At 64.0% G+C, this 12,955-nt stretch carries 13 protein-coding genes; 6 read left to right on the forward strand and 7 right to left on the reverse strand.

Translation table 11 applies throughout. From position 1 onward, the window contains the following. The first annotated feature begins 56 nt into the window (after window positions 1–56). Window positions 57–938, forward strand: coding sequence for a LysR substrate-binding domain-containing protein (locus tag ACO06F_RS08990; protein ID WP_421696348.1), 882 nt, complete (start codon window positions 57–59; stop codon window positions 936–938). A gap of 60 nt (window positions 939–998) precedes the next feature. On the opposite strand, the gene ACO06F_RS08995 is transcribed toward ACO06F_RS08990, so the two are convergent. Then, on the reverse strand, window positions 999–2,345 hold the full coding sequence (locus tag ACO06F_RS08995; RefSeq protein WP_421696652.1) for a glutamate--cysteine ligase: 1,347 nt from the start codon (window positions 2,343–2,345) through the stop codon (window positions 999–1,001). Window positions 2,346–2,461: 116 nt separating this feature from the next. After that, a complete protein-coding gene (locus ACO06F_RS09000) occupies window positions 2,462–3,199 on the reverse strand; it encodes a 16S rRNA (uracil(1498)-N(3))-methyltransferase (protein ID WP_421696349.1) in 738 nt (245 codons plus the stop codon). On the opposite strand from ACO06F_RS09000, the gene ubiA reads away from it, so the two are divergent. The 5 genes from ubiA to ACO06F_RS09025 are packed head-to-tail and all read left to right on the forward strand — an operon-like array spanning window position 3,198 to window position 7,415. Beyond that, window positions 3,198–4,175, forward strand: coding sequence for a 4-hydroxybenzoate octaprenyltransferase (ubiA, locus tag ACO06F_RS09005; RefSeq protein ID WP_421696350.1), 978 nt, complete (start codon window positions 3,198–3,200; stop codon window positions 4,173–4,175). The genes ACO06F_RS09000 and ubiA overlap by 2 nt on opposite strands. Further along, complete coding sequence (locus ACO06F_RS09010) at window positions 4,172–5,494, forward strand: TldD/PmbA family protein (RefSeq protein WP_421696351.1); 1,323 nt, start codon at window positions 4,172–4,174, stop codon at window positions 5,492–5,494. The genes ubiA and ACO06F_RS09010 overlap by 4 nt, the downstream gene beginning before the upstream one ends. Continuing rightward, a complete protein-coding gene (locus tag ACO06F_RS09015; RefSeq protein WP_421696653.1) occupies window positions 5,487–6,272 on the forward strand; it encodes a 3'(2'),5'-bisphosphate nucleotidase CysQ in 786 nt (261 codons plus the stop codon). The genes ACO06F_RS09010 and ACO06F_RS09015 overlap by 8 nt, the downstream gene beginning before the upstream one ends. Continuing rightward, complete coding sequence (locus ACO06F_RS09020; protein ID WP_421696352.1) at window positions 6,269–6,517, forward strand: DUF4170 domain-containing protein; 249 nt, start codon at window positions 6,269–6,271, stop codon at window positions 6,515–6,517. Before ACO06F_RS09015 ends, ACO06F_RS09020 begins: the two co-directional genes overlap by 4 nt. Before the next feature lie 7 nt (window positions 6,518–6,524). Next, on the forward strand, window positions 6,525–7,415 hold the full coding sequence (locus ACO06F_RS09025; protein WP_421696353.1) for a DMT family transporter: 891 nt from the start codon (window positions 6,525–6,527) through the stop codon (window positions 7,413–7,415). Window positions 7,416–7,442: 27 nt separating this feature from the next. Here the strand turns inward: ACO06F_RS09025 and ACO06F_RS09030 are convergent, their stop codons facing one another. From ACO06F_RS09030 to ACO06F_RS09050, 5 genes are all read right to left on the reverse strand, one after another. Next, entirely contained in the window at window positions 7,443–8,441 is a 999-nt protein-coding gene (locus ACO06F_RS09030) for a bifunctional riboflavin kinase/FAD synthetase (RefSeq protein WP_421696354.1), read from the reverse strand. Window positions 8,442–8,454: 13 nt separating this feature from the next. Beyond that, on the reverse strand, window positions 8,455–9,285 hold the full coding sequence (locus ACO06F_RS09035) for a TIGR01459 family HAD-type hydrolase (protein ID WP_421696355.1): 831 nt from the start codon (window positions 9,283–9,285) through the stop codon (window positions 8,455–8,457). 12 nt (window positions 9,286–9,297) lie between these two features. Next, window positions 9,298–10,521, reverse strand: a complete 1,224-nt coding sequence (locus tag ACO06F_RS09040; protein ID WP_421696356.1) for an EAL domain-containing protein — start codon at window positions 10,519–10,521, stop codon at window positions 9,298–9,300. Between the two features lie 193 nt (window positions 10,522–10,714). After that, complete coding sequence (locus tag ACO06F_RS09045) at window positions 10,715–12,073, reverse strand: aspartate aminotransferase family protein (protein ID WP_421696357.1); 1,359 nt, start codon at window positions 12,071–12,073, stop codon at window positions 10,715–10,717. Window positions 12,074–12,283: 210 nt separating this feature from the next. Further along, a complete protein-coding gene (locus ACO06F_RS09050; RefSeq protein ID WP_421696358.1) occupies window positions 12,284–12,895 on the reverse strand; it encodes a TetR/AcrR family transcriptional regulator in 612 nt (203 codons plus the stop codon). Window positions 12,896–12,955 lie beyond the last annotated feature (60 nt).

The raw sequence follows: 12,955 nt of genomic DNA on the forward strand, positions 1-12,955 counted from the left end.
TTTATCCAACGAATGTATTTTATGATATCCATCACCAAAACTGATGGGTTATCGCCATGATCCCGAATCTCGATATTGACCTGCTGAAGACCTTCCTGGCCATCTCGGACACCGGCAGTTTCACCCGGGCCGCCGAGGAGGTGAACAAAACCCAGTCCGCCGTTTCCATGCAGATGAAACGGCTGGAGGAGTTGCTGGGCCGCCCCCTCTTCGCGCGCGATGGCCGGGCCAGCCGCTTCACGCCGGATGGCGAGAGGCTGATCGAATATGCCAGGCGCCTCGTCTCACTCAATGATGAAGCCGTGGCAACGTTCCAGCGGCCTGAGCTCACCGGCACCGTGCGCTTCGGCACGCCGGATGATTATGCAGACCGATTCCTGCCCGAAATCCTCGCCCGCTTCGCCAGAACCCACCCGCTGGTGACGGTTGATGTCGATTGCCTCAACACCTCCGTCCTGTTCGAACGCACCAAGCGCGGCGAGATGGACCTGGCGCTGGTCACCTTCGGCTGCAACGTCTCAACCGATGAGCCGGTGCGGCATGAGCCCCTCGTCTGGGTGGCTTCCGCCCGCCATTCAACCCATCTGCTGGAGGTTCTGCCGCTCGCGGTCTCCCATGGCGGCTGCGAGTGGCGGAGCACGGTTCTCACCGCACTCGAGAAGATGAACCGCAAGTTCCGGATTGCCTATTCGAGCCCGAATTCCAATGCCGTCAACGCCGCCGTGCAGTCCGGCCTCGCTGTGGGTGCTGTGCCCGAACTCTGCGTCAGGCCCGGCATGCGCGTCCTCACCGAGAAGGACGGCTTCCCCTCCCTCGGCTCCTTCGAGATCGGCCTGATGCGCAAACCCGGCCGCTCAAGCTCGGCCGTGGATGCCCTCGCCCGCCACGTGACCGAAAGCCTGGGCAACATCACGCCGGGAATGATGGCGGCGGAGTAGGGTTCTGATTGTTTTCCCTTCTTCCGCCGGCGCAGCCGATGGGAGAAGGGAACTTGAACGTCAGTAAGCAAAATCGCGGAACACGCGGCGGACATCCCCGTGCCAGGGGCCATTGTACAGTTCGAGCAGATGTTCGGCTGCGGTCTTTCCCGTCGCGGCAATCTCGTCCAGCGGGTCGAGGAAGGCGGACTCGGTCCGGCCCTTGCAGCCATGAAGCGCGCGCGCTTCGAGGCCCTGGCGGGCCAGCGCCAGCACCTCTTTCGCCAGCTCCTGAAGCTTGCGCCCGCGGATCACCGCATGGAGCGCCTGTTTCGGCACATCGTCGCGCAGTTGCTGGCGCTCCTCCACCGTCCAGTCCTTGACGAGGTCCCACGCCGCATCGAGCGAGGGCTGGTGATAGAGAAGCCCCACCCACAGCGCGGGAAGCGCGCAAAGCCTGCGCCATGGGCCTGAATCAGCACCGCGCATTTCGAGATATTTCTTGAGCCGCACTTCCGGGAAGATGGTGGTCAGGTGATCGGCCCAATCCTTCAGCACCGGCTTTTCGCCCGGCAATTGCGGCAGTCGGCCGTCCAAAAAGGCGCGGAAGCTTTCACCCGCCGTGTTGATGTACTGGCCATCGCGCATCACGAAATACATCGGCACATCGAGCGCGTAATCGACATATTGCTCGAAGCCGAAGCCCGGTTCGAAGGCGAAGGGCAGCATGCCGGAGCGCTGATTGTCCGTATCGCGCCAGACTTCGGAGCGATAGGACAGAAATCCGTTTGGCTTCCCATCGAGGAACGGCGAATTGGCGAACAGCGCCGTGGCCACCGGCTGCAGCGCCAGCGAAACGCGCAGCTTCTGCACCATGTCCGCTTCCGAGGCGAAATCGAGGTTCACCTGAACCGTGCAGGTGCGGAACATCATGTCCCGGCCAAGGCTTCCGACCTTGTCCATATAGGGCGCCATGATGCCGTAGCGGCCCTTGGGCATCACCGGCGTTTCCGCCCTGCTCCACAAGGGCGAGGCGCCAAGCCCCAAGAATCCGATGCCCAGTCTGTCACCGACTTCGCGCACCTGCGTTAAGTGCTCATGCACCTCCTCGCAAGTGTCATGCACGGAATTGACGAGCCCGCCCGACAGTTCGAACTGACCGCCCGGCTCCAGCGACACGTTCCCTAAGCCATTGGGGTCAGACAGCGCGATGATGTTCTCGCCCTCATAGACGCCGGTCCAGCCATACCGCTCTTTCAGGCCATCGAGCAGCGCCTTGATGGAGCGGGGGCCGTGATAGGGCACGGGCGCCAGCGTATCGGTGAGGAACGGGAATTTCTCGTGCTCCGTGCCGATCCGCCACTGGTCCTTTGGCTTTCCGCCCGAGGCCAGCTCCGCAATGAGCTGGGCCTTGTTTTCGATCGGCATGCGCGCCTTAGGCGTGTCGGGGGTGGGTCCGCTCACGGGATGGTTCCTGTCAAAATTGTGTCAAGGGATGTAGGCGGCTGCCCTGAAACGGGCAAGACAAAGATTTGGCGCTTCCCTTATGCCGAATTGCCGTGCCAATCGCCCAGCACGGCCTGAATCATGGTCAAGGCCGCGACCGCTGCGGTATCCGCCCGCATGATGCGGGGCCCAAGTGAAATTGCCGTGACAAAGCTGTGTGATTTGAGCAGCCGTTTCTCCTCCTCCGTGAACCCGCCCTCCGGTCCGATGATGACGGCGGCAGGGGCACTCAGCGGCTTCAGCGCCAACAGCGGATCGGCAATCCCAGCGGTTTCATCACAATAGACCAGCGCGCGATTTTGCTCCCACTCCAGTAGCAGCCGCGGCAGCTTCACGGGCTCCATCACGTCCGGAACGAACACCAGATTGCACTGCTCGGCTGCCTCGATCACATTGGCCTTCATGCGCTCGAGATTGACGCGCTCGGCAATGGTCCGCTGGGTGATGACGGGGCGAAGCCGTCTCACCCCCAGCTCTGTTGCCTTCTGCACCACATAATCGAGCCGCGCATGTTTGAGGGGTGCAAAACAATAGTCGATGTCGGGCGGCGGGGTCACGGCGGACAGCTGGCGCTCGCAGCGCAGGGCCGCACCCTTCTTGCTGACGTCCGTCAGATAGGACAGCCACTCGCCGTCACGCGCATTGAACACATGGACGGGGTCTCCGGGGCCAAGCCTGAGAACGCCCGTCAGATAATGGGCCTGTTCGCGTGCAAGTGGGATTTCCCGCTGATGTGCGAGGTCGGACTCGAGGTGGAGGCGAGGGGTGGTCTTCATGGCAGAGCTGATGTACACCGCGCCCATGATTGAAGCCAGCCGCCCCGCAAATGCGCAAGCCGGCCGCGTTGCCGACGCGCTGCCGGACCATTGGGCGGACCGGGTGCTGCCCAAGGCCCTGAGGCCCTATGCGCGGCTCATGCGGCTCGAACGGCCAATCGGCTGGTGGCTGCTGCTGTTGCCCTGCTGGTGGGGCCTGGCGCTGGGCCAGATCGCACTGGGCGGCGGGCTGCCGAACCTCGTCTATGTGGCTCTGTTCTTCGTGGGCGCCGTGCTCATGCGCGGGGCGGGCTGCACGCTCAACGACATTGCGGACCGGAATTACGATGGGCTGGTGGAGCGCACCAGACTCCGGCCCATTCCCGCAGGACAGGTGAGCGTCAGGCGGGCCTTTCTCTTCCTCGTGGCGCTCAGCCTCGGCGGGCTCGCGGTGCTTCTTCAGTTCAACTGGTTCACAGTGTTCTTAGGCGCGGCCTCGCTTCTGATCGTGGCGGTCTACCCCTTCATGAAGCGCATCACCTATTGGCCTCAGGGCGTGCTGGGGCTGGCCTTCAACTGGGGGGCTCTGGTGGGCTGGGCCTCGCTCCACGGCGGCCTCTCCGCTGCACCCCTGCTGCTCTACGCGGGCGGCATCTGCTGGACACTCGCCTATGACACGATCTACGCCCACCAGGACAAGGAGGATGACGCGCTGATCGGCGTCAAGTCCACCGCGCTCAAATTCGGCGATCGCTCAATCTGGTGGCTGGGCCTGTTCTTCACCCTGGCGCTCGTCTTCATCGATGCGGCGGTGTGGCTGGCCCATGGCAGCATCATCGCGCATGTGGGTCTTGCGGGTGCGGCCCTTCAGGCGGCCTGGCAGCTTTCGCGCTTTGATCCCGCCAATTCGCAGCGCTGCCTTGAACTTTTCAGATCAAACCGCATATTTGGCCTCATCATCACCTTCGGCTTCCTCCTGGATTCACTCCTCACATGACTGACGAACTCCTCTCGCTCGCAAGCGAAGCCGTTTCACATGCGCTTAAACTCGGCGCCGATGCGGTGCACGCCGTTGCCGCAGATGGCCGCTCCACGGAAATTGCCATTCTCGACGGCAAGATCGAGAAGGTTGAGCAATCGGAAGCGCGTGACATCAGCCTCAAAGTCTATGCGGGGAAATCCTCCGCCTCGATTTCGGGAAGCGTGCTGACCAGAGAGGCCATCCACCGCCTGGCCGAAACCGCGCTCAACATGGCACGGCTCGCGCCGCCTGATCCTTTTGCCGGCATTGCCGATCCGGGGCAGATCGCCACGGTGATCCCGGAACTCGATCTCGCCGCCAATGACTTGCCCGATCCACAAGCGCTGGAAGAGCTTGCCCGCCGTGCGGAAGCATCGGGGCTCGCCGTTCCGGGCGTCACCAAATCCGCGGGTGCTGGCGCGTCGCGCAGTGAAACCTCGGTCGGTGTCGTCATTTCGAACGGTTTCGCGCAAGGCTACCGGCGCACCGGTGTGGGCCTCTCGATGTCGGCAATCGCCGGTGAAGGCCTCGGCATGCAGCGCGACTACGATTACACCTCCGCCATCCACTTCGTGGACCTCAGGGACCCGGAAACCATTGGCCGCAGCGCCGGCGAGCGCGCGGTGAAGCGCGTCAACCCGCGCAAGGTGAAGTCGCAATCCGTACCGGTGATCTATGACCGGCGCGTAGCCTCCGGGCTCATCGGCCATCTGCTCGGCGCCATCAATGGCGCGGCCATCGCGCGCGGCACTTCGTTCCTGAAGGAGTCCCTGGGCCAGCAGGTCTTCGGCTCTCATATTTCCATCATCGAAGACCCGCACATGCTGCGGGGGATGGGCTCCCGCCCCTTCGATGGCGAGGGGCTTGGCTGCACCCGGAGGGCGCTGATCGAGAACGGTGTTCTCTCCGGCTGGATCCTGGATTTGCGCTCGGCCCGGCAGCTGGGCCTTGCCCCCACGGGCCAAGGCTCGCGCGGCGGGCCCTCCACCTCCAACGTCTTCCTGCCCGCCGGCGCGCAATCGCCGGAGGAGCAGATCAAGGCGATCTCCCAGGGCCTCTATGTGACGGAGCTCATCGGCTCCTCCGTCAACACGGTGACGGGCGATTACAGCCGCGGCGCTTCGGGCTACTGGATCGAAAATGGCGAGCTGACGTTTCCGGTCAGCGAGATCACCATTGCCGGAAACCTGAAGGACATGTTCAAGACCATTGTGCCCGCCAGCAATCTCGAATTCCGCGCCTCGGTCAATGCGCCCAACTGCCTGGTCGAAGGCCTGACCATTGCCGGTGTCTGACGCGCTCAAGGAAGACGCCGCGCTGCTTTTCGAGGCCGTCCGCGAGGCGGGAGAACTCGGCCGATCCCTCACCCGCCGCAGCGATCTCCAGCGCTGGACCAAGCCCGATGGCTCGGAGGTGACCGAAGGCGATCTCGCCATCAACGTCTTCTTCGAGGAGCGGCTGAAGGCGGTAAGGCCGGGCTACGGCTGGCTTTCCGAGGAAACGCCGGATGATCCGGCAGAGCGCATGAAGCAGGACAGGCTCTGGATCATCGACCCCATAGACGGCACCCGCGCCTTCATCGAAGGCCGCCAGGAATGGTGTGTGGCGGTGGCCCTCGCCGTATCTGGCCGGCCTGTGCTCGCGGCGGTCTACCGCCCGATGCGCGATGAGTTCTATTCGGCAATCGCCGGCGAAGGCGCGCTCCTCAATGGCAGCGCGCTGGAAATCCCCGATTCGGGCTCGCTTGAAGGCGCGAATATTGCGGGAAACCGCAAGGCGCTGGCCAGCCTCTCCCACCATGGCATCGCGGCCGATCCCAGTGGGTCACTGCCGCTGCAGCTTCGCCTCGCCTATGTTGCGGCCGGGAGGCTCGACGGCGCGGTGTCGGCCGGAAAGCGCAATGACTGGGACCTGGCCGCGGGCGAATTGCTCGTGATCGAAGCAGGCGGTGCCGTTTCCGGCATTTCCGGAGAAGGATACATTTACAACAAGCCCGACCCGTGGCAGCAAGGCCTCGTTGCTGCAGGTGCGAAGCGCCATGCGGCGCTCATCAATGCCCTGAGGATGACATGACGACAGCCGCCGCCAAGCCCGACACCCAGCTTCTTCACCTCGTTTTCGGTGGCGAGCTCGATGACGTCAGTTCGGTGACCTTCCGGGACCTCCACAAGCTCGATGTGGTGGGCTTCTACCCGAACTATGCCGAGGCCTATAATGCCTGGCTGGGCAAAGCGCGGGAAACGCTGGACAACGCCCAGATGCGCTATTTCATCGTCCATCTGCACCGCCTGCTGGATCCTTCGAAGCCCGGCAGTTAAGATGGGCGTGACCGCGCCCTCCAATCTCCGCGCCATCCTCGCGATGGTGATTGCGATGGGCGTGTTCGTCACGTCTGACAGCTGCATGAAGCTGGCGCTGCAGAACGCGCCGCTGTTCGAACTCATGCTCATGCGCGGCATCGCCTCGGTGACGATCTGCTTCACCCTCATTCTTGCCATGGGCCAGTTCGCGCATCTGCCGCGCATGTTCGATAAATGGCTCGTGGGCCGCGGCGTCCTTGAAGTGGTGGCCAATCTCTCCTTCACCTCGGCGCTCGCCTTCATCGCCATCGCCGATCTCACAGCCATTGCCCAAACCTGCCCGCTTTTCGTGCTGCTGGGCGCCTGGGCTTTCCGCAGCGAAAAGCTGGGGCTCATGCGCCTGTTTCTCGTGCTGCTGGGGATTGTGGGCGCCCTTCTGGTGGCCCAGCCCGGCACAGGGGCCGTCTCGGCCATGGCGGGCCTCGCCTTCATCACCGCGATTGCATCCGCCGCGCGGGACCTGATGACGCCCAATGTGCCGCGCGGCATGCCGCCGCTGGTCGCCACCTTCACGGTGCTCGTGCTGCTGGCGCTGACGGGCCTCATCGGCATGCTCATCTTCGAAACGCCGGTCATGCCCGGCACGCGTGACATTCTGCTGATGGCGCTGGCCGGTGCCACCGGTGTTGCCGGCCACTTCCTGCTCTACATGACCTATAGGATCGGCGAAGCCCGCACCGTTGCGCCCTTCATGTACACGCTCACGATCTGGGCCGTGCTCTCAGGCCTCATCCTGTTCGGCGACGTGCCCAACACGCTCGCGGTCTCCGGCATGGTGCTGGTGGCGCTCGCCGGCCTCGCCATCATCTGGCTGGACGGGCGGCAGCGGAAGCAGAATGCACGGCTCGCGGCTTAAGGCGCCGCGCCCACAAACCAGCTCGAATCAGATCCGCCCTTCTGCCTGCAGCCTGCCCAACGGGAAGGCGGTGATGGGATCTTCAGCTTCCAGGCGCTTCAGCGCGGCGGCGCAATCGGCCTTCATCTGGGTGACCAGTTCGTCGATTGAGGAGAACCGCTTGTCGGGGCGGATCAGGTCAACGAACTCCACGAACACCTGGTGCCCGTAGAGATCGCCCTCGAAACCGATCAGATAGACCTCGAGAAAGGTGCGGCCCGTGTCGAAGGTGGGCCGGTCACCGAAATAGCCTGCCCCCGCCCAAATGGGCGCGCCCTGCACGTCCGCATCACGCACCCGCACGGCATAGATGCCGCGGACCGGGTCTGCCCCTTTCTCCAGCACGATGTTGAGCGTGGGAAAGCCGATCGTCCGCCCCCGCTGGTCGCCCTTCACAACTTCGCCCAGCACCGTCCAGTGATAGCCCAGGTCGCGCGCGGCGGCGGTCACATGGCCGTGGCGCAGCGCCTGGCGGATGGCGCTCGACGAGAAGGGCGAATGCTGGTCGCCCTCATCCGTCACCTGCTCCACGATGGTAACACCGAAGCCCAGCTTCTGGCCCAGCTCCGCCATGATGGCGGGGCTCCCCTTCCGGCCCTTGCCGAAGTGGAAATCATAGCCCATCACCACATGCGCAGCCTGAAGCCCCTCCACCAGATGGCGGATCACGAAGTCTTCGGGGGACAATTCAGAGAGGTCCCGGTCAAAGGGCAGAACGGCCATGAAGGAAGCGCCCAGCGCCGCCAGAAGCCGCGCCTTCAGCGCTTCGGGTGTCAGCCGGAACACCGGCTCATCCGGCCGGAAAAAGCTCCGGGGGTGCGGCTCGAAGCTCAGCACGCCCCAGGGGCGGCCAAGCTTCACGCTCTCCGCCTCCGCAACGGCAAGCAGCGTCTGGTGCCCGCGGTGGAGGCCATCGAAATTGCCGATGGCCACGACGCCGCCCCGGCACATGTCAGGAACGGGCTGGTGGCCCGTGATCAGTTGCATTCCAGTTCCTTCGTCAAGCCCATCCAAGGTCATGGACGGTTGCCACGATGCGGGCATGGGGCACGGCTTCTAGCACCTGCGCCTCCACCACGTGGAGCCCCTCGCTCGCATCGGTCACCCCTTCTGCAACAAGAAGGGCGTCAAGGCCATAGTCCGCAGCACCGCGGATATCTGTCTCGGGCCCATCACCGATTGCCAGCACCTCCGCGCGGTCAATCTCCCGCCCGGTGATGCGCGAGGCTTCGGCCAGCGCCAGGTCATAGATCGGCGCGAAGGGCTTTCCCGCCATCAGCACCTCGCCGCCCCGCGAGGCATAAAGCTCGGCGAGCTTTCCCGCGCACCACAGGATGCGGTCACCCTTCTTCACGATCTTGTCCGGATTGGCACAGATCATGGTGAGACCCCGCTGCTTCATCTCATCCAGCAGCCCGTCATAGTCTTCGAGGCGGTCATTCAGGTCGTCGAACAGCCCGGTGCAAAGCACCGCCCTGGCTTCCCCGATCTCCACCCGCTCGACGCCCGTTCCCGCGTAAATCGAATGGTCGCGCGCAGCGCCTAAGTGAAACACGCGGCCACCACCATGGAGCCGCATCAGAACCTGGGTCACGTCACCGGAGGTGACGATCGCATCATGGCTCTCCGGATCGACGCCAATCTCGCGCAATTGCGCTTCAACACCCAAATGGCTGCGCGGCGAGTTGGTGACGAGGATGACGGCGCCGCCTTCGGCACGGTGGCGCTTCAGCGCGGCAATGGTGATGGGAAAGGGCTGAACCCCATTGTGCACCACACCCCAGATGTCACAGAACCACACGGGATAGGCGTCAGACAGGCGCTGCATCATGGCACGTTCGCGTCAGGCCACGTCGGCGGCGCTGCGGGCGGCGGAGGGGGCAACGCCCGCATCGGGCCTCACCTTGCGCGGCGGCGCGAAGAAGGGCCCATGGCCATAGCGCGAGAATTTGCTTGCGGCCGTCGCCTGCTGCGGCGTCTTGATGTCGCCCACCACGATCTGGATCTGCAGGGCCTTGGCGCTCTTCACGAAATCATTCCAGTTGGAATTGGGGCCTGAGCCCGCATCCACCGCATGGGGCGGGAAGGAGAGGAAGCGCACGCCGAGCTGGCGCAGCGCGGCAAGATCAAGCCCGCCCACATAGACGTCGCGCAGCGCCAGCGTGGCGCCGGAGCGGGCAAGCCGCGCCAGGTTCTCGATCCCTGCAGGGTCGAGACGGCCCAGGTCCTGCTGGGCGAACTCGAACACCATGCCGCTCGCCACATCGCCATCGCGCTGCAGCAGGGCCAGCAGGCGGCCCGCCTCCTCGAGGGTGGACAATGTCGCCCGGCCCATGGGCACGAAAATGCGCAGGCCGGGGTTGCGCTGGCGCAGGCGGCGCAGCACGGGGGCGGACATGCGCACCATGCGCACGTCAAGGGCGGGCCGCATGCCGCCTTGGTCCGCCTTCTGCATCAGCTCCTCATGGCGGACCATGTTGCCGCGCCCGTCGGCCAAAGCCAGCAGCGCCCGGTAATGGGTGGTGGTGCCGGTCGAGAGTTCGACGACGGGCTCCAGCATGAGGTTCAGCTGTTCGCGGCCTGCCGGCATGGGGGCCGGTGCAGGTCCCTGCACCTCCGGCTCATGTGTGGCTTCGGGCTCGAGGGGCGGTGGCGGCGCTTCGGCGTGGCGGTCATGTGGCGGGGCGGGCCGCCTCAGGTCCTTCATGGCCTCACGCACCTCGCGGCGCAGCGCCCCCATTTCCATGGCCATTTCATCGACGCGGCCCGCCGGCATGGGCTCTTTGCCGCGAATTTCGATCGCAGCGATTCGGGACAGCGCCTCCTCCGACTTTCCAGCGAGGTCGCGCAGCGCATCCTGCTGCGACCAGAGCCAGTCCTCATGACGGGAGAGCTTCACCATGGCAACGGTCGCAGCGACGAGGATGCAGCAGGACAGGAGAAGAATGGCGCCAGCCACGGCCGTCAGCTGTGGCCCGGCAGACACGACGAGATAGGCCGCGATGCCGATCGCAGCCAATGGAAACACTGTGAGCCCCAGCATCACAGGCACCATGTGTCGTGACATTGTTGCCTTACCCCCGCTTACCGACACAAACGAATGCCACATTAACTGTTTCTTGACCAAATGGCACTCTCTCTCGGAATCGCACGAATTTCGCCGGGCGGGAAGCCCCGTCACCGGTCTGCCAACAGAAAAGGCCGGAGGAACGCCCCCCGGCCCTGATGTATTTGGTCACGTCCGCCGTCTGCAAACGAGATCAGGCGATGGAGGCCAGGATCTTCGGCAGCTTGTCGGTAAAGATCTCGTCGATCTGATTCTCGTTGATAATCAGCGGCGGCGAGAGCGCAATCGTATCCGCCGTGATGCGTACCAGCAGGCCCACATCATGGAAGCCGTTTTCCATGGCCTTGTAGGCGCGAAGGCCGGGCGAGCCTTCAATCGGCTTCAAGTCGATCGCGGCAACGAGGCCGATCGTCCGGATATCCTCCACCAGCGGGTGTCCCTGCAGCGTGAAGGCGGCATCGGCCCAAACATTTTCGAGCTTCTTGGCATTCTCGAACAGCTGCTCGTCACGGTAGAGGTCCATGGTGGCCACACCCGCCGCGGCCGCCATCGGGTGGCCGGTGTAGGTATAGCCGTGGAACAGCTCGATCACATGGTCGGCGCCATTCATGAACTTGTCGTAGATGCCCTGGCGCACCATGCAACCGCCCATCGGCACCGTGCCGGAGGTGACGCCCTTGGCGAAGGTCAGAATATCCGGCGTCACGCCGAAGCGCTCGGCGGCGAAAGCGTGGCCCAGGCGGCCGAAGCCGGTGATGACCTCGTCGAAAATCAGCAGGATGCCATGCTTGGTGCAGATTTCGCGCAGGCGCTTCAAATAGCCCTTGGGCGGCGGCAGCACGCCGGTCGAGCCTGCCATCGGCTCCACGATCACCGCGGCAATGGTGGAGGCATCATGCAGCGCCACGAGACGCTCGAGCTCGTCGGCGAGGTGCGCGCCCCACTCCGGCTCACCCCGCGTGAAGGCCTGCTCCTTGCGGTTGTAGGTGTGCGGCAGGTGGTCCACACCCGCCAGCATGGCGCCGAACCATTTGCGGTTGGCAACCATGCCGCCAACGGAAATGCCGCCGAAATTCACGCCGTGGTAGCCCCGCTCGCGGCCGATCAGCCGGGTGCGGCTGGCCTCGCCATTGGCGCGGTGATAGGCGAGCGCGATCTTCAGCGCCGTGTCAGCCGCTTCCGAGCCCGAATTGCAGAAGAAGGCATAGTTCAGGTCGCCCGGTGCCATGGTGGCAAGCCGCGCGGCCAGCTCGAACACCTTGGGGTGGCCAAACTGGAAGGTGGGCGCGAAATCGAGCTCGGCGGCCGATTTCTGGATCGCCGCCACGATCGGCTCACGGCAGTGCCCGGCATTGGAGCACCAGAGGCCCGCAGAACCATCGAGAATCGGGCGGCCGCCCATATCATAATAGTGCATGTCCTTGGCGCGGGCGATCATCCGCGGGCGCTTCTTGAAGGCGCGGTTGGGCGTGAATCCCATCCAGAACGGCTCCAGATTGTTGGGCGAAGGTTCCCAACTGGTGGCGCCTGCCATGTTCACGGGCTTGTTCATCGTTCAATCTCCTGCGGCTGATGATCCGGTGATAGCAGAAAGGCCAGCACAGTGGAAATGCACCAGCTTGCCGCGTTGCCGGGGGCCAGAGAACATGCTTCGCGCGGAACGGCGCCCCCCCCCCCTCATCCTTCGAACCCAATTATCGAGAATACCCTTTCCTACCCCAAGGAGCGCGCGCTGTCAAGGACTAAATTCCGTATCTAGGATTTACACCCAACCAGACAGCACCGCCCTGTGCTGGCGGCGAATCAGCGCCCGCAGCTCTGCCATCTCCATCGTCTCTGACTTCACGAACACGATGAAATTCATATTGGTGTTGTTGAAAATCACCTCGCCCAGGCTGTCCGTATCCGCCTCCCGGCTCAGCACTCCCAGCGCCTGGAGCTTCCGCAGCAGCTCGCAGGTCTGCTGGGCCAGCGCCACGTCCAGGGCGGCATAGGTCTCACCGAAAGGGCTCGAGGGCTGGGTGGTCGAAATCGCCATTGCCTGCCGCCACATCTCCTTCGAGAGGTAGTGCAGCGAATGCTCCACATAGCCGCCGACCAGCGCATCAACCGCCGCCTCGGCCGTGCCAGGTGGCTCAGCGATCACCTCCGCGCCGGTCTTCAGCACCTCCTCCACCTCGAGGGAGACGATTGCGACCAGCAGGTCGCCCTTGTTGCGGTAATAATTATAGATCGTGCCGATTGACACCTCGGCGGCGGCGGCGATCGCCTCCATCTTCACATGCTCATAGCCCTGTTCGCGAAACAGCCGGGTGCCCGCATCGAGGATGCGGTCATGGCGGTGGGCTTTCTGCTTCTCCCGGAGGCCTGACATTGCATCAGTCTGCCGGATTTTTGGAATTGACTCAACTTTGTAATTGGTTCAGTTTTTTGG

The organism is Aestuariivirga sp., from assembly GCF_965227715.1.
GTDB lineage: Bacteria > Pseudomonadota > Alphaproteobacteria > Rhizobiales > Aestuariivirgaceae > Aestuariivirga.